General features: G+C 67.5%; 13 protein-coding genes. 3 read left to right on the top strand and 10 right to left on the bottom strand.

Going from position 1 to position 16,128, the window contains the following annotated elements; genetic code table 11:
- Positions 1–2 precede the first annotated feature (2 nt).
- From ACWF4Z_RS23100 to ACWF4Z_RS23090, 3 genes are read right to left on the bottom strand one after another with little or no spacing between them, the layout of a single operon-like run.
- The gene (locus ACWF4Z_RS23100; RefSeq protein WP_452245186.1) at positions 3–1,052 is read right to left on the bottom strand and encodes a phosphotransferase family protein; all 1,050 of its coding nucleotides are present in this window, start codon (positions 1,050–1,052) and stop codon (positions 3–5) included.
- A complete protein-coding gene (locus ACWF4Z_RS23095; RefSeq protein ID WP_452245185.1) occupies positions 1,049–1,852 on the bottom strand; it encodes an SDR family oxidoreductase in 804 nt (267 codons plus the stop codon). The genes ACWF4Z_RS23100 and ACWF4Z_RS23095 overlap by 4 nt, the downstream gene beginning before the upstream one ends.
- On the bottom strand, positions 1,849–3,096 hold the full coding sequence (locus tag ACWF4Z_RS23090; protein ID WP_452245184.1) for an acyl-CoA dehydrogenase family protein: 1,248 nt from the start codon (positions 3,094–3,096) through the stop codon (positions 1,849–1,851). The genes ACWF4Z_RS23095 and ACWF4Z_RS23090 overlap by 4 nt, the downstream gene beginning before the upstream one ends.
- A 57-nt stretch (positions 3,097–3,153) precedes the next feature.
- Here ACWF4Z_RS23090 and ACWF4Z_RS23085 point away from each other — a divergent pair, with 57 nt between their 5' ends.
- A complete protein-coding gene (locus ACWF4Z_RS23085; RefSeq protein ID WP_452245183.1) occupies positions 3,154–3,741 on the top strand; it encodes a TetR/AcrR family transcriptional regulator in 588 nt (195 codons plus the stop codon).
- 479 nt (positions 3,742–4,220) lie between these two features.
- Here the strand turns inward: ACWF4Z_RS23085 and ACWF4Z_RS23080 are convergent, their stop codons facing one another.
- From ACWF4Z_RS23080 to ACWF4Z_RS23070, 3 genes are all read right to left on the bottom strand, one after another.
- Entirely contained in the window at positions 4,221–5,048 is an 828-nt protein-coding gene (locus tag ACWF4Z_RS23080; RefSeq protein ID WP_452245182.1) for an SCO6745 family protein, read from the bottom strand.
- Between the two features lie 91 nt (positions 5,049–5,139).
- Positions 5,140–6,603, bottom strand: coding sequence for a M81 family metallopeptidase (locus tag ACWF4Z_RS23075; protein WP_452245181.1), 1,464 nt, complete (start codon positions 6,601–6,603; stop codon positions 5,140–5,142).
- A 44-nt stretch (positions 6,604–6,647) separates the two neighbouring features.
- Positions 6,648–7,514, bottom strand: coding sequence for a LysR family transcriptional regulator (locus ACWF4Z_RS23070; RefSeq protein ID WP_452245180.1), 867 nt, complete (start codon positions 7,512–7,514; stop codon positions 6,648–6,650).
- Between the two features lie 175 nt (positions 7,515–7,689).
- Here ACWF4Z_RS23070 and ACWF4Z_RS23065 point away from each other — a divergent pair, with 175 nt between their 5' ends.
- Positions 7,690–8,109 carry an SRPBCC domain-containing protein gene (locus ACWF4Z_RS23065; protein WP_452245179.1) on the top strand — a complete coding sequence of 140 codons (420 nt, stop codon included), beginning with the start codon at positions 7,690–7,692 and terminating at the stop codon, positions 8,107–8,109.
- An 84-nt stretch (positions 8,110–8,193) separates the two neighbouring features.
- Here ACWF4Z_RS23065 and ACWF4Z_RS23060 read toward each other — a convergent pair whose 3' ends face one another.
- Positions 8,194–9,204: a LacI family DNA-binding transcriptional regulator gene (locus ACWF4Z_RS23060; RefSeq protein WP_452245178.1), complete on the bottom strand. Its 1,011-nt coding sequence runs from the start codon at positions 9,202–9,204 to the stop codon at positions 8,194–8,196.
- Between the two features lie 110 nt (positions 9,205–9,314).
- Here ACWF4Z_RS23060 and ACWF4Z_RS23055 point away from each other — a divergent pair, with 110 nt between their 5' ends.
- The gene (locus ACWF4Z_RS23055) at positions 9,315–11,222 is read left to right on the top strand and encodes a discoidin domain-containing protein (RefSeq protein ID WP_452245177.1); all 1,908 of its coding nucleotides are present in this window, start codon (positions 9,315–9,317) and stop codon (positions 11,220–11,222) included.
- Here ACWF4Z_RS23055 and ACWF4Z_RS23050 read toward each other — a convergent pair.
- From ACWF4Z_RS23050 to ACWF4Z_RS23040, 3 genes are all read right to left on the bottom strand, one after another.
- Positions 11,213–12,475, bottom strand: a complete 1,263-nt coding sequence (locus ACWF4Z_RS23050) for an amidase (RefSeq protein WP_452245176.1) — start codon at positions 12,473–12,475, stop codon at positions 11,213–11,215. The genes ACWF4Z_RS23055 and ACWF4Z_RS23050 overlap by 10 nt on opposite strands.
- A 1,515-nt stretch (positions 12,476–13,990) precedes the next feature.
- Positions 13,991–14,614, bottom strand: a complete 624-nt coding sequence (locus ACWF4Z_RS23045; protein WP_452245175.1) for a hypothetical protein — start codon at positions 14,612–14,614, stop codon at positions 13,991–13,993.
- A 76-nt stretch (positions 14,615–14,690) separates the two neighbouring features.
- Positions 14,691–16,109, bottom strand: a complete 1,419-nt coding sequence (locus tag ACWF4Z_RS23040) for a CCA tRNA nucleotidyltransferase (RefSeq protein WP_452245357.1) — start codon at positions 16,107–16,109, stop codon at positions 14,691–14,693.
- Positions 16,110–16,128 lie beyond the last annotated feature (19 nt).

The following is a 16,128-nucleotide window of genomic DNA, read 5'->3' as shown; positions in this document are numbered from 1 at the left end:
GCTCAGGCCTGCCGGATGATCCGGCGGCAGCGCCGCTCGAGCAGGTTGACCGGGAGCCAGAAGTTCTTGAACCGCGGGTTGCGCGTCTGCTTGTGGTGATAGCGGTAGTAGATCTGCTGCGCGATCACCGCCAGCCGGAACAGCCCGAACACCTCGTAGAAGGCCCAGTTGTCCGCCTTCAGCCCGGACCGTTCGGTGTAGTAGGCAACGATCTCGTCCCGCGTCACCATCCCCGGCGCATCCGACGGCTGCAGCCGGAACCGCCGGAACGCCCAGTCGTCATCGGCCTGCACCCAGTACGCGAGCGCACTGCCCAGATCCATCAACGGATCCCCGAGCGTCGCCAGCTCCCAGTCGAGTACGCCGGCCACCCGCAGCGGATCGTCCGGCGCCAGTACGACGTTGTCGAGCCGGAAGTCGTTGTGGATAACGCACGTACGAACGTCGCCCGGTCGGTTCTCCTGGAGCCACGCCATCACGCGTTCGTAGCTGGGCACGTTCCATGTCTTCGCCTTGCGGTAGCGGCCGGACCAGCCGCTGACCTGGCGTTCGACGTACCCCTCACCGCGACCGAGGTCGGTCAGCCCAGCTTTCTCGACATCGACCTGGTGGAGGTCGACGAGGGTGTCGATCAGTGTGAAGCCGAGCTGCCGGGTCTGTTCCGGTGTGAGGTCGACCCCGAGCGAGTGGTGACCCGGGATCGTGCCGACGACCCGCTCCATCACGTAGAACTCCGAACCGATCACGGTCTCGTCGTTGCAGTGGGCAACCATCGTCGGGACGTAGCCGAACACCGGCTTCAACCCGGCCTGGATCCGGAACTCACGTCCCATGTCGTGGGCACCCTTGGCCTTGGTCCCGGCCGGCGGTCGGCGCAGGATCAGGTCGTGGTCGCCGTACCGCAAGAGATAGGTCAGGTTCGACGCGCCGCTGGCGAACTGCTTGACCTCGGGCAGACCGGACGGCAGGTCGGTCTGTTGCCGCAGCCACCCATCGACGGCCGGGACATCGAACGCATCCTCGTCCCGGACCGCCCGCGCGGCATCGCTCATCCCCGCGGGGCCCGGCTGTCGGCAGCCGATTCGGCCTTCGCCCGGGCCCGCGCCGCGACCTTCCGCATCTGCCGGTTGTAGAGCGGACGCGCGAACCGCTTGGTCCGCCACGCCAGCAGCGCCGGCCGATCCGGGATGATCAGGAACTGCTTCTTCTGGATCCCTGTCATCACAGCGGCCGCGATGTCGTCGGCGGTCCGCGGCGACTTCTCGATCAAGTGTCGGGCCGTCGCGCCCATCGCCTTGTCCTCGCTCTGGATCGAGTCGGCCAGGTTGGTCCGGAAGAACGATGGACAGACCACCGACACGGTCACGCCGTACGGATGCAACTCGTGCGAGAGGGTCTCCGAGAGCGCGACGACTCCGGCCTTGACCGTGTTGTACGAGCTCATCATCGGTGGGTGGACGAGCCCGGCCGCGGACGCGGTGTTCACGATGTGACCGGACCGCTGCCGCTTGAACAGCGGCGTGAACGCACGGCAACCACGGACGACACCCATCAGGTTGATGTCGATGACGCGGTCCCACTCCTCGAGCGACTCGACCTCGATCCGCCCGCCGGTGGCGATCCCGGCGTTGTTCACGAGGATGTCGAGACCGCCCCAGTTCTGCTCGCACCAGTCGACCGCCGCAGCCCAGTCGTCCGCGCTCCGGACATTCAGCTGCCGGTACGTCGCTCCGTCCTTCGGGCCGTCCGTGGCGACATCGGTAGCAAGCACTTGGTGGCCATCGGCAACGAAGCGTGCGACCAGCGCGGCCCCGAGACCACTAGCGCCACCGGTGACGAGGACGCGGCTCACTTGGCCTCCTGTGCTGCGGTCTGGGTCAGGAACGACGCCAGCTCGATCCTGGCGATCACTCCACGATGCACCTCGTCCGGCCCATCGGCCAACCGCAGCGCGCGAGCGCTCGTCCAGGCCGCCGCCAACGGGAAGTCGTCGGAGAGCCCGCCACCGCCGTGGAGCTGGATCGCCATGTCGATCACGTCCTGCGCCATCCGCGGCACCGCGACCTTGATCTGGCTCACCTCACTCAAGGCACCCGCGAGCCCTTCGGTGTCGAGCAGGTACGCCGTCTGCAGCACGAGCAGCCGGGCTTGGTTGATTGCGATCCGCGCGTCGGCGATCCGCTCCCGGTTGCCACCGAGATTGACCAGCGGCTTGCCGAACGCGGTCCGGCTCGTCCCCCGCTGAAGCGCCAACTCGAGCGCCTTCTCGGCCAGCCCGATCAACCGCATGCAGTGATGCACGCGGCCCGGGCCCAGTCGGCCCTGTGCGATCTCGAAGGCCTTGCCCGGTCCGACCAGGATGTTCGAGGCCGGCACGCGGACGTTGGTGAACGACACTTCACCGTGTCCGTGGGGCGCGTCGTACTGGCTCATCGTCGGCAGCATGCGTTCGACGGTCACGCCTGGGGTGTCGCGGGGGACGAGGACCATCGTGTGCCGCGCGTACCGGTGCGCGTCCGGATCGGTGAGGCCCATGAAGATGAGGAGTTTGCAGTCCGGGTGACCGATGCCGGTGCTCCACCACTTGCGGCCGTTGATGACGACCTCGTCGCCGTCGATCACCGCGGTCGCGGCCATGTTGGTCGCATCCGAGGACGCGACGCCCGGCTCGGTCATGCAGAACGCGGACCGGATCGTGCCGTCCAGCAACGGCTCCAGCCACTGCTTCTTCTGCTCGGCATCGCCGTACCGGAGCAGGACCTCCATGTTCCCGGTGTCGGGCGCATTGCAGTTGAAGACGTACGGCGCGATGAACGACCGCCCGGTGAGCTCGGCGATCGGGGCGTAGTCGAGGTTGGACAGGCCCTCGCCGTACTGCTCGTTCCCTGGCTCGGCGGGTGGGAGGAACAGATTCCACAGGCCTTCCTTGCGGGCCTTCGCCTGCAGCTCGGCGAACCCGGGCTGCGGCTGCCACGGGTCCGCGGCGGCTCGGGTCGCGGCGAGCAGCTCGCCCTCCACCGGTTCGATCTCGGACCGGATGAACTCCGCTACCCGGGCGATCAGGTCACTCGCGCGGGCGGAAGGTTCGAATCCCATCAAGACTCCTTCGGGTCGCCTTGACCGTAGCTCAGCCACTAAGCAATGCTCAATAGCGTGAGTGAGCGATGGACCTCCGACGACCGCCGGAAGCAGTTGATCCGGATCGGCCTGATGATGCTGCGCACGCAGCCGATCCACGAGCTGTCCATCGACGCCGTCGCCGGCCAGGCCGGGATCTCCCGCGGCCTGCTGTTCCATTACTTCCCGAGTAAACGGGACTACTACCTGGCCGTGATCTCCGCGGCCGGTCGCCGCCTGCTGCGCGTGACCAAGCCGGACGAATCACTACCGCCCGAGCAGCAGCTGCGCGAGATGCTGGTCCAGTTCGTGGCGTTCATCACGCGGCGGCGGACGGCGTACATCTCCTTCGTCCGCGGCGCCGCCGGCGGTGACGACTACGCCGTCGAGGTGTACGACGAAACCCGCGCCGGCCTGACGAAACGCATCCTCACCTACCTCGGTACGCCGGAAGTCGCCGAGACCCCCACGTCCCGCGAGTACCTCCGGATCCACGCCTGGCTCGCCTACACCGAAGACCTCGCCATCGAATGGTCTGGCCTCCCCGAAGCCGACCGCTCCGACTCCGACACCGACCTGGTCGACCACGCCATAGAAGCCCTCCACACCCTCCGAAAGCTGTAGAGGGTTATTCAGAAAATCTGAAGACCCAGAACAAGAGCAAAGAAGATATAAAGAAAAGACAAAGGAAAGAAAGGATAGAGGGGGCTGGGTGCCTGGCTGAGGTCGGCGGCCCGCTACCGTCAGCGCCTGGACGGTCGCCGCTCTCGTCGTCGCATCGCAGCTAACGCTCAGCCGGCTCGCCGACGGTCCGGACGCGCTATCTGAGCGTTCACAGCGTCCGCACCTGGTTCTCCAGGCCATCACAATCTCCGACCAGCGACGGGCTCACGCCTGACCTCCACACGAACCACAGATTGTGATGGCCTGGAGATCGCTCACTCAGCAACTGATCCTTGTCAGCCCTGATCCCGCAGCCGCCGCGCGTCGCTGCACTCCCGACACACGCGGACCGCCAGGCCATCACAATCGTCGTCCAGCAGGCGACTCACGCCGAACATCCACCGGAACCGTAGATTGTGATGGCCTGGAGAACCCGCTCACTAGATGAAGGGGTTTTCGTCGTGGGTGGCTTTGGCGATGGGGGCCAGGTCTGTGGTGAGCTGATCCAGCTCGGCGTCGGTCAGGATCGTGTAGGCGGGGGCGGCGAGGATGTCGGTCTGGGTTTCGATGTCGCGTTTGATCTGCTTGCCCAGGTCGGTGAGCCAGCCGGATTCGTCGACGATGCCGCGGGTGCGCATGCCGTCGACGACCGCGGCCAGCTGGGCGGCCGGCAGGTGTGAGACCCGGCCGAACTCCTCGGCCGGCTGGCCGGCCGAGAGGGCGTGGAGTACGTGCGCCTCGGTCCCGCCGATGCCCGCGGCAACCAACGCGACGTTGTGACCGTCACCGCGGTGCTCGCGCAACAGGGTCGCCGCGTGCCAGAGCTTCGCCATGGGCTCGGTGGGTACCGGCACCGTCCGGAGTCCGGCGTACAAGGCGCGGCCTTCGATCGGAGCGCTGAACGCGGCCTTGGTGGCGACGTCCGCGGCCCGCTCGATGGCGGCAAGGTCGGCGTCGCCGCCGAGGATTCGCCGCAGCGCCGCGGTGCACCCCCGCTCCCGGGCCGCCAGCGCCGCCTCGCGGCTGGCCGTCTTCCAGACCCGGGGAATGTGCCGCGCGACCTCCCCGGGCGCGAAGTTGTAGAAGACCGCGTGCACCACCTCGGCCGGCGCGTCGCCCAGTGGCGCCGCGCGGCCGGCGAAGTATCCGTCCCAGTAACCCCGGTGCCCGAGCGCCATCTGCTCTTCGGTCGGCTCGTCGGCGAAGTAGGCGAGCTCGTGGATCGGCGTCACGAGCTGGTACATGCGGCGCGCGATGGACTCCATCATTCCTCCAACCTCAGGCCGCCCCTGGTGAGCCGCCGTTCACACCTTCCACGAACGCCCGGTGTCCGATCCGACAGCTCCCGCGCCGATTTCGTCAGGAAGATTTCGGCAGCAGCTCCGGCGAGAGGTCGGGATCGGCCATGTCCGGGTCGAAGGGATAGAGCGGGCGGAGTACGCCGTGGTGGCCCAGGCGGAGGAGGTCCTGGTCCACGCCGCCGGGGGTGAGCGCCAGGAGCCAGTCTTTGGCGAGGTTGTACAGCTCAGGCTCCAGATAGCCGATCTTCACGATGACCAGGTCGGTGGCCGCCGGGTCGAGGCCGAGCAGCGTGAAGTCGGCGATGTGGTGGTACGGCTTGCGGCGCGTGGTGAGGATCGAGTGCAGACCGCCGGCCTTGATCACCGCGACGGTGCCGCCGACCGGGTCGTCCGAGATCGAGAACACCGTGCCGGACAGCTCGACCGGACCCGACGGACCGGGGTCGACCTTGCCCCCGGCGGAGACCTCGACCGGGTTGCCGACGCCGGCCGCGACGCACGCGGCGACCGCGTCGGGGTCCGTGATGCTGGCATGGATCGCGGTCGCCTTACCGGAGGCCAGTTCTTCGACGGTCAATAGTTGGCCAAGCGTCCAGGACACGTCCCCGGCTCCACCAGCGGTCGGGTTGTCGCCGGAGTCGCTGATCACGAAGGGCCGCGCCGTACTCGCGAGACCTTGGGTCACGCACTCCTGCAAGGTCCCGGTCGGGGCGACGAACGCGAACTGCGAGCGGGCATCCCAATACGCCTTCGCCAGTTCAAGCGCGCGAGCGGTGATCAGCTCCTGGTCGTCACCGGTCACGACCACAGCAGCGCGGCACCGCGGCTCGTCGGCCCACGCGTACCCGACCCACACGGCGGCGTCGAGTACGCCGCTCTCGTCGGCGATCTCGCCGACCCGGTGGTAGATCGACTTGGCCGGCTCGATCCGGGTCGAGGTCTTCTCCCCCGGCAGCAGCACCGGGACCTGGATCCAGGCCTTGCCCGGCTTGCCCAGCCCGGACCGGATCCGCTCGACCAGGTTGCGGGCCGCGCGCTCCCGACTCACCATCCAGTCCTCGTGCGGCGCCATCCGGTAACAGGTGATCAGGTCGACCGCGGTGCCCAGCTCGCGGGAGACGTTCCCGTGCAGGTCCATCGAGGTCGACACCAGTACGTCGGGACCGAGCGCAGCCCGGATCCGGGTCGCGAGATCCGCCTCGGCGTCCCGCCGCCCGACGACACTCATCGCGCCGTGGATGTCGAGGAAGAACCCGTCCAGCTCACCGGCCGTCCCGATCAGCTCGATGATCTCAGCCGACAGAGCGTCGTACACCTCAGGCAGTACGGCGCCACCCGGCAGTGATCCCGCAAGCAGGAGCGGCACCCACTCGACGTCCTGGGCCCACTCATGGTCGAGGAAGTCGTACCGCTGCAGGGCGTCCGCGCCACGCCTGACCTCGAAGTCCGCCATACCGGCGCGATGCGGGGAGAACGTGCTGGACTCGATGCCGATCCCGGCAATCCCGATCCGAAGGCTCATGCTCCCAACGTTTCATAGCGAAGACCCTTACCGAAAGATGTTCCCTAAGCCGCCGCAGCCGCGGTGAGGGCGGCGATCAGTGCGGCGGTGGCCGGCGGATCGGGTGGTTCGCCGTACGTGACGGCATAGATGTGGCGGCGCGACTGTGGGAGCCGGTGGGCAAGGATGCCGGCGGCCCGGTGGGATCGCAGCGCCAGGCCGGGGATCGTGGTGACACCGAGTCCGGCGGCGACCAAGGCCTGCATCACGACCATGTCGTCGGAGGTGAAGCCGATCCGTGGCTCGAAGCCCTCGTCTGCACACATCGCAACCAGGTGACTGCGGCAACGATCGCACCCCGCGATCCAGGTCGCGTCCCGGAAGTCGGCCATCGTCTCGGCGGGCACGGTCGACAACAGGTAGAGCGGGTCGTCGAGAAGATAGTGCAGCCGGATCCCATCCGCCTCCGGCTCGGTCTCGTCGTAGCGGAAGATCACCGCGACGTCGATCTTGCCGGCCCGGAGCAGCTGCATCGCCTCGATCGGGTGAGTGTCGACCAGACTGATCTGCAGCCCCGGATGGGCGCGGGACAGCGAGGCCACGGCGGCCGGGATGAGCGACCCGATCACCGACGAGAACCCGGCCATCCGCACCCGGCCGGCCGTGAGGCCGATGTGCGCGGACAACTCGGCCTCGGCCGCGTCGACCCGGCCGATGATCTCGGCGGCCCGGTCGGCGAGCAGTCGTCCGGCCAGCGTGAGGCGGATCCCGCGGCCGGCTCGCTGCATCAGTTGCGCACCGGTCTCGGTTTCCAGCCGGGCCAGATGGTGACTGACCGACGGCTGCGAGTAGTGCAGTTCCTTGGCCGCCTCGGTGACCGAGCCGTGCCGCGCGACCGCGTCGATGACGCGCAATCGGGTGATGTCCAGCATCAACCGACAGTAGGCCGGGCCTGGGTGCAACCCATCAATTTTCTCGATGAATCTCCGCGGAAGTTGGCATTGGACGTATACGTCTGCGGGCCGCAGGCTGAACACGAGCGCTCAGCACCCCTCGGTCCCGGCCGGACCTGTCACCCATCCGCATACCCCCGGAAGCGAAGGCAGTATGAGCGACAACCTGACGTGTTCGTACGTGACCTATGTCCAGAGCAGCGCCGACGAGGTCTGGCGAGCATTGACCGATGCCGACCTGACCGCACAGTGGTGGGAACGCAATGTGTCCGACTGGCAGGTCGGCTCGACCTGGACGCATGGTTCGGGCGGGACCGGCACTGTGCTGGAGAGCGATCCGCCGAAGCGCCTCGTCCTGACGTTCCCGACCGAGAAGCCTTCGAAGGTCGGCTTCGAGATCGAGCCGCACGAGGAGATCGTGCGACTCACGATGACTCATGAGGACCTCTCCGATCAGAAGACCTGCGACATCGTCGCCGGCGTCTGGCCGGCGCTCCTGGCCAACCTGAAGACCTTGATCGAGACAGGTCATGTGCTTCCGCAGGCACCTGTGGTGATGCTCGAGCACAAGTAGAGCGGCCGAAGGCACGGCAAGGTTGCAGCCCCGCCGTGCCTTCGGCCTTCAGGGCCGTCCTCAGGGCCGTCTTCAGGGCCGTCTTCAGGGGCGCGCGGTGGTGCCGCGGACGATCAGTTCGGTGGCCAGCTCGACGTGCAAGGCCTCGAGCTCGTGCCGGTCGAGCAGCCGGATCAGCAGGCTGACCGCCATCCGGCCCATCTCCTGCAGGGGTTGCCGGACGGTGGTGAGCGGCGGCGTGGTCGCGCGGCTGAGATCGAGATCGTCGAAGCCCGCGACGGAGAGGTCGGTAGGGACCGACAGACCGCGATCGGCGGCGGCCTGGAGCGCGCCGATCGCGGCTTTGTCGTTGAAGGCGACGAGCGCGGTCGGTCGCGGCGTCACGTCGAGCAAGGAAAGGGCCGCTCGGTACCCGTGGGCCGTCGTCGGCTCGACGTGGCGGACGAGCAACGGGTCGCCCAGGATGCCGACGTCGGCCAGCGCGGCCGAGTGACCACTCAGTCGGGCGTCGGCCGCGAGCCACTCGCGCGGGCCGGCGATCACGCCGATGCGCGTGTGGCCGAGGGCCGTGAGATGAGCGGTGAGCTGACGTGCGCCGGAGTGATGGGCGGCCGAGACGGACGCGATGTCGCGGGGCAACGTCGTCCGCGGATCCACCACCACGAACGGAAACCTGCGGTCACTCAGCCGGACCAGGGATTCGCTCGGCTCCGGCGGCAGGATCAGGATCGCCCCGCCGATATCGCGCTGTGACGGCAATCTCGACAGCACCTGCTCGTGCTGCGCCGCCTCACCCGCGTTGAGGACGAGCTGCCGTCCATGCCGCTCCAACGTCTCCGCGATCGACGACACGATCAGGCCGAAGTAGTCGGTCAGCGTGTACGGGCAGCGCACGTAGACGGCTCCGGCGACGGGTTTCGCCGTACCGCCGCGGGGTCCGGGCGCGCGCAGCCCGAGCTCCTCGATCGAACGCTCGACCAAGCGGCGGGTCTCCGGCGCGACACTGCCGGCCTGGTTGAGCACGCGGGAGACCGTCGCGATCGACACACCGGTCGCGGCCGCGACATCCCGAACGGTTGCTCTACCGCGCGGCATTTGTTACATGCCTTCGTTTCACGCTCAGCACTCTATATCGCCGCTCCCACATCTTGACAGTGGTCTATCGCGAGCGTTTTCTGAGGCCGATTGTTTCAGTAAGGAGTGCAATGAGAACTCAGGCAATCGGCGTCGCCCTCGCATTGACCGTTGCGGCGCTCACCAGTCCCCCTGCCCAAGCAGGCGCAGCCCACCAGCCGTCGTCCCAGGTCCAGGTCTGGGTCACGACCCCCGATCGCGCCGAACTGCTCCACGAGCGCGCGCCGATCACGTTCGGGAGTGCGGCGAGCGACCGTACGACGATCACGGTCGACCCGACGACGTCGTACCAGACGATGGACGGCTTCGGCGCCTCGATCACCGACTCGTCCGCGGACGTGCTCTACCGGCTCAGCCCGGCCGACCGCGAGCAGACGATGCGCAAGCTGTTCGACTCGCGCCAAGGCATCGGCGTGAGCTTCCTCCGGCAGCCGGTCGGGTCGTCCGATTTCACCGCCGCGGCCGAGCACTACACGTACGACGACGTACCGGCCGGTCAGACCGACTTCGGCCTCGAGCACTTCAGCATCGCGCACGACCAGCAGCAGGTCCTGCCGTTGCTGCGGCGGGCCAAGCAGCTCAACCCGGCCCTCAAGGTGATGGCGACGCCGTGGAGTCCGCCGGCCTGGATGAAGACCGGCGACTCGCTGGTCGGCGGCCGGCTCAAGGACGACCCCAAGGTGTACGACGCCTACGCGCGCTATCTGGTGAAGTTCGTGCAGGCGTACGCGAAGGCCGGCGTGCCGATCGACTTCATCTCCGTGCAGAACGAGCCGCAGAACCGCAAGCCGAACGCGTACCCGGGCACCGACGTGCCGGTCCGGCAGGAGGCCGCGGTCATCTCCGCACTCGGCCCGCTGCTGCACAAGGTCAGCCCGCGGACCAAGATCCTCGGCTACGACCACAACTGGACCACGCACCCCGGCGACATCGGCACCACTCCGCCCGGAGAGGACCCGGAGACCGACTACCCCTACAAGCTCCTGCAGACGTCGGCGGCCAAGTGGATCGCGGGTACGGCGATGCACTGTTACTCCGGCGATCCGTCCAAGCAGACCGCTCTGCACAACGCCTTCCCGTCGAAGGGGATCTGGTTCACCGAGTGCTCCGGTTCGCACGGGCCGAACGACACCCCGCCGCAGATCTTCCGCGGGACGCTCACCTGGCACGCGCGCACCCTCATGCTCGGCACCACGCGGAACTGGGCGAAGTCGGTGGTCAACTGGAACATCGCCCTCGACTCCACCGGCGGCCCGCACCTCGGTGGCTGCGACACCTGCACCGGCCTGGTCACGCTGCAGCCGGACGGGACGGTCACGACCGACGCCGAGTACTACACGATCGGTCACCTGTCGAAGTTCGTGAAGCCGGGTGCGGTCCGGATCGGGAGTACGTCGTACGGGACGACCGGGTGGAACGGGCAACTGATGTCCGCGGCCTTCCGGAACCCGGACGGCACGACGGCGCTCGTCGTCCACAACGAGAACGACGACCCGCGGCAGTTCGCGGTCGCCGTCGGAGATCGGACTTTCGAGTACGAACTCCCCGGTGGTTCGATCGCGACGTTCACCTGGGGGCGGGTGGCCGCCGACGTACCGCATCAGCTGACCGTCGCGAGTGCGACGACGAGCGTGAACGGCGCGGACGCCGGCCTGTTGACGGACCAGGACGGGTCGACGGTGTGGCAGAGCAAGGCCGCGCAGGCGCCGGGTCAGTGGGTGCAGACGGACCTGGGCAAGGCGCAGACGTTCCGCGAGGTCGCGCTCGACAGCGGCGGGAACGCCGGTGACTACGCGCGCGGCTACGAAGTTGCTGTCAGCAAGGATGGCGTCACGTGGCAGACCGTTGCCTCGGGCGCGTCCACGGGTCAGCTCACGACGGTCAAGGTCCGACCGACGCACGCGCGGTACGTGCGGGTCACGTCGACCGGGACCGCCGCCAACTGGTGGAGCCTCGCGGACCTGCGGATCTACCGCTGAGCCTCGATCCATCCCGCGACGGCCGCTGCGCGGTCGTTGCTAGCAGCAATGATTTGGAGACCGACGGGCAGGCCGTCAGCCGGAATCGGCAGGCTGACGGCCGGGTGCCTGGTGAGATTGGCGAGCCGGGTGTTCGTCAGCAGCTGTGAACGGACGGCGAGTCCGCCGTCCGTGGTGTCCGCCGCGGTGATCAGCGGGGCGGTGGTGAGGACGGTCGGCGTGAGGACGGCGTCGACCCGTCCGAGCAGGTCGGTGAGCTCGGCGGCGATCAGCGGGGCCTGCGTCTTTGCGCGGTTGTGGCGCTCAGGTGAGACCTGCGCCGCCTCACGGAGACGCTGTTGCACGTCTGGTTGGTACTGCGCAGTCGAGCGGCCGGCGTGGTTCGCCACCGCCTCTGGGCCTTGCAGGTCGGCCGTACTACTGAAGCTGTTGGACCAATCCGGCAGTTGTACGTCGATCAGGACCGCACCGGCCTTCGCGATCCGGCGCAGCGTGTCAGACCAGGCCGCGCCTACAGCTGGCGTGTACTTCAGGTACTCCGGGTTCGTGACGACGCCGATCCGGAGTGGTCTGGCTCCGGGGTCGAGCGGCGTGCCGGTGAGCGCCTCGATCGCGTAGACGGCGTCGGCGACTGTCCGGGTCAGGACGCCGACGTGGTCGAGGCTCTGCGCGAGTGGAAACACCCCGTCGGTCGACAGCGTCCCGTACGACGGTTTGAAGCCGACGACCCCGCAGAGCGCGGCCGGGATCCGGACCGACCCTGCGGTGTCCGTGCCGATCGCCAACGGGACCACACCGGCGGCGACTGCGGCCGCTGCGCCCGAACTGGATCCACCTGTCATGCGCGTGGGGTCGTGTGGATTGCGACAAGGACCGGTGCGGTTCGACGTACCCGTGCATCCGTAGGCGAACTCATGGCTGTGGCTGAGGCCGATCACGATCGCACCGGCGGTACGGAGTCGTCGTACGACGTCCGCGTCCTGGCGGGCCACCACTTCGTTCATCGACAGGGATCCACAGCGGTACGGCAGGCCGTCGACGGCGATGATCTCCTTGACCAGCACCGGCACACCAGCGAGCGGGCCGCGACGGTCGTGCTCGGCTGCCGCCTTCCGGGCACCCTCGACGTCCAGGTGGACGACGGCGTTCAGCGCGGCAGTCTCCTCCGCCCGCTGGAGTGCCTGCTCGACCAGCGCGATCGGCTCGGCCACACAAGCCCGGACATCTGCAGCGATCTGCTCCAACGACCTCACCCAGCCATCAGATCACGTCAACCGTTGAGCTCGCGTGCCCACAGCCAGGTCGCCGAACGATGGCTGACATGCAAGACATGTTTGATAAGCGCATTTCTAATAGATGAGGTTATTCAGAACCTTCAAAGAAGAGAGCAGAGAAACAACATAAATGGGGGTCATTCAGAGGCCCTGTGAAGCTTGGACATCAGGGACGGCGGCGGTCCGGGGTGAGGCGGGTACCAGCCAGGCACACTCAGCAGTCGGGTCGGTGAGGTTGTGTCCAGGCTTGAGCGCCCGTCGGGGTAGCGCACGGTCCGTGGTTGCGGAGTGGCCTGGGTCCGTTCGCGTCGGCTGCGGCCTGCACCATGCGTCTGCCGGCCGGCACCGACCCAGAGCAACATCGGGAGAGCCTGTATCGACGCCCGGCTTAGCCCCGCGCCCGGCGGCCGGCTTAGCCCCGCGCCCGGCTTAGCCCCGCGCCAACACGAACGGATATCCGTGTGGGTTGTGGGGTGGGTTCTCTCCTCTAATACCAGGGGAGAACCCACAACGGCGAGGGATATCCGGCTGTTGTGACGGGTGTGTGGGTCTGATCGGTCGCCGCTGCGCGGTAGCTGTGTTACCGCTGCGCGGTGGCTGTGTTGCCACGTTCGGTGGGTGAGCTGAGCCGATTTCGTGGGTTGGCCCATGAAATCGGGGGATGCGGACCCTGAATACGGGTGTGGAACCCCCGATATCAGTGGCAGACCTACGAATTTGGGTGGGCTACCCAGGAAATCGGGCCGGCGGTGGCCGGGGCGGGGTGGGCTGGTTGGGGTGGGCTGGTTGGGGTGGGCTGGTGGGGACGGGTTGTTGGGTCGTGGCGATTGGTTCGTGCCGGGATGTTCGAGTCGTGGATTATGTCGCGGACGGTGGGCGTGTCGTCGACCACGATCCACGACTCGATGGCCGATCGGCGAGATCTGGAGGTGTGGCCGGATCTGTCCAGGTGGCGGGATTCGTCTCGGTTGGGGAGGATCCGCACCCGGATACGGGACTGGACCGGCCCCAGCCTGCCTGGTGCGGGCTGTTCGGATGCCGTACGCGATGAACCCACGCAGACGACACAAGCACCGGATATCCGTTCGTGTGTGAGCTGCCGCGTCGGATGGTGGGCACGATCCTCGGACCAGACCGTGTTCAGCTGGCCGGCTAGCCGAGCTTGTCAGCTGAGCATTCACAGCGTCTGCACCCGGACCGCCACGCCATCACAATCGTCGTTCGGCAGGCGACTCACGACCTGGCCTCCACCGGAGCCGTGGATTGTGATGGCCTGGAGCCCCGCTCACTCGGTGACTGGTTTTCGGCTGCCGCGATCCCTGGCATGGTGTGAGTCGCTGCACTCTTCACACGCCGACCACCGACTGGCCGCACCCCCGCACCGAGCCCGCCAGGCACCCAGCCACTCTGTCCTTCTGCCCCTGTTCTTTCTTTCCTTGCTCTTCTTCTCTGGGGTTATGAATAACCCTCTAAATGTACTTATCAAACGTCCGCTCAGGTGGTGGGGAGGTCCAGGACGAGGGTGTTGCCTTCGGGGTGGAAGCCCAGTTTGTTGAGGTAGGGGGTGGAGTCGCGCATGCGGGGTGGGGCGAGGACCTGGTGGAAGCCCTTGTCGGTGAAGACATCGCTGCGGCGGTAGACGAATTCGCCGGGGGTGAAGTCGCGGTATTTCGGGAGAACGTAGTCGAGGTCGATCTGCGCTCGGCCTGCGCCGGCGTCATGCGCGAGAACCACGCCGACCGTGCGGTCACCGTGCTGGACCAGGAAGGCGTACGGGCTCCCGGCCGGCGTGAAGCCGGGGTTGAAGCGACTGATGTCCTTCTGGTGCCGGGTGAGGACGTGACCCAGGTACGCGTCGGTGTCGTTGACCTGCAGAACGTCGTACTCGGCCTCGTCATGGCGATGCCGCAGCAGGCGCCAGAGGTGTACGACGTTGATGACGGCCAGGACGGCGTTCATCCCGACCATCGGCCAGACCCCGATCGCGAGGTTGAAGCCGACCAGGATCACGCAGCCGATCAGATTCAGCAGCCGCAACCGCAGGATCCGCGTCTGCAGCAACGAAACCACAACCAGCGCAGACCCACCCCACCCGATAACACTCCACGCAACGTCCACAGCGCGAGACTAGACCAGCCGATCCGCTGGACTACCGCTGTCACGCAGAGGTTGTGATCCAGCCGCCGCCGGAGGTCTAGCGGGTGGACCACCAGTTCAGGAGTTCCTCACGGGCGCGCTCCTCGCCCAGCGGACCTTCGTCGAGGCGGAGGTTCATCAGGAACTTGTAGGCCTCGCCGACCTCGCGGCCCGCCGGGATACCGAGGATCTCCATGATCTGGTTGCCGTCGAGGTCCGGACGGAGGGCGTCGAGCTCCTCCTGTTCGCGGAGGCGGGCGATCCGCTCCTCGAGGTCGTCGTACGCGGCCCGGAGCGCATCGGCCTTGCGACGGTTCCGGGTCGTGCAGTCGGCGCGGGTGAGGACGTGCAGCCGATCGAGCTGATCACCGGCGTCGCGGACATAACGCCGTACGGCGGAGTCGGTCCACTCACCGTCGCCGTACCCGTGGAAGCGCAGATGGAGCTCGATCAGCTTGCTGACCTGCTCGATCTGCTCGTTGCTGAACCGCAGCGCCTTCATCCGCTTCCGGGCGAGCTTCGCCCCGACCACGTCGTGGTGATGGAACGTCACCTTCCGCTCACCCTCGAACTTCCGGGTCTTCGGTTTGCCGATGTCATGGATCAATGCGGCGAACCGAACGACGAAGTCCGGCGTCGGAACAGGCAGACGGGATTCGAGCGCGATGGCCTGGTCGAGGACGGTGAGCGAGTGCTGGTACACATCCTTGTGCCGGTGGTGCTCGTCCTCGGCCTCCAGCAGCGCCGGCAGCTCCGGCAGTACGTGTTTGGCGAGCCCGGTCGACACGAGCAGGTCGAGGCCGACGCGCGGGTGGTCGGCGTCGATGAGCTTGATCAGCTCGTCGCGGACCCGCTCGGCCGACACGATCGTGATCCGGTCGGCCATCGCGGTCATCGCGGCGACGACCGCGGGATCCGGCGTGAACGCGAGCTGCGCGGCGAACCGGGCCGCCCGCATCATCCGCAGCGGATCGTCGGAGAACGAGTCCTCCGGGGTGCCCGGCGTCCGGATCCGCCGGTTCGCGACGTCCTCGATCCCGCCGTACGGGTCGACGAACTCGTGCGCCGGCAGCCGGACCGCCATCGCGTTCATGGCGAAATCGCGCCTGGCCAGGTCGCCCTCGAGGCTGTCGCCGTACGAGACCTCCGGTTTGCGCGAGGTGGGATCGTAGGACTCCGACCTGTACGTCGTGATCTCCAGAACCCAGTCGCCTTTACGACAACCGATGGTGCCGAAAGCCTTGCCGATGTCCCAGACGTGGTCCGCCCAGCCGGCCAGCAACCGCTCGACCACGTCCGGCCGGGCCGACGTCGCGAAGTCGAGATCCTTGCTCCCCCGGCCGAGGAGAATGTCGCGGACAGGACCACCGACCAGGGCGATCTCGTGCCCGGCATCCGCGAACCTGGAACCGAGTTCGTCGACCACGGGGGCGATCCGCAGCAATGACTGAACCGCGCGGCGATGGACCGCGGACAGGGATCCGGCGGAGGCTGAC

The sequence above is a fragment of the Kribbella sp. NPDC055071 genome (genome assembly GCF_053608045.1).
The sequence above is the reverse complement of the archived record's forward strand: the minus strand, read 5'-3'. Positions and strand labels throughout refer to the sequence as shown.

What these genes read in the sequence shown, in the direction of transcription:
- ACWF4Z_RS23100 (WP_452245186.1), bottom strand. Translation starts at nt 1,052, where the DNA reads ATGAGCGATGCCGCGCGGGCGGTCCGGGACGAGGATGCGTTCGATGTC.
- ACWF4Z_RS23090 (WP_452245184.1), bottom strand. Translation starts at nt 3,096, where the DNA reads ATGGGATTCGAACCTTCCGCCCGCGCGAGTGACCTGATCGCCCGGGTA.
- ACWF4Z_RS23080 (WP_452245182.1), bottom strand. Translation starts at nt 5,048, where the DNA reads ATGATGGAGTCCATCGCGCGCCGCATGTACCAGCTCGTGACGCCGATC.
- ACWF4Z_RS23075 (WP_452245181.1), bottom strand. Translation starts at nt 6,603, where the DNA reads ATGAGCCTTCGGATCGGGATTGCCGGGATCGGCATCGAGTCCAGCACG.
- ACWF4Z_RS23070 (WP_452245180.1), bottom strand. Translation starts at nt 7,514, where the DNA reads ATGCTGGACATCACCCGATTGCGCGTCATCGACGCGGTCGCGCGGCAC.
- ACWF4Z_RS23065 (WP_452245179.1), top strand. Translation starts at nt 7,690, where the DNA reads ATGAGCGACAACCTGACGTGTTCGTACGTGACCTATGTCCAGAGCAGC.
- ACWF4Z_RS23060 (WP_452245178.1), bottom strand. Translation starts at nt 9,204, where the DNA reads ATGCCGCGCGGTAGAGCAACCGTTCGGGATGTCGCGGCCGCGACCGGT.
- ACWF4Z_RS23055 (WP_452245177.1), top strand. Translation starts at nt 9,315, where the DNA reads ATGAGAACTCAGGCAATCGGCGTCGCCCTCGCATTGACCGTTGCGGCG.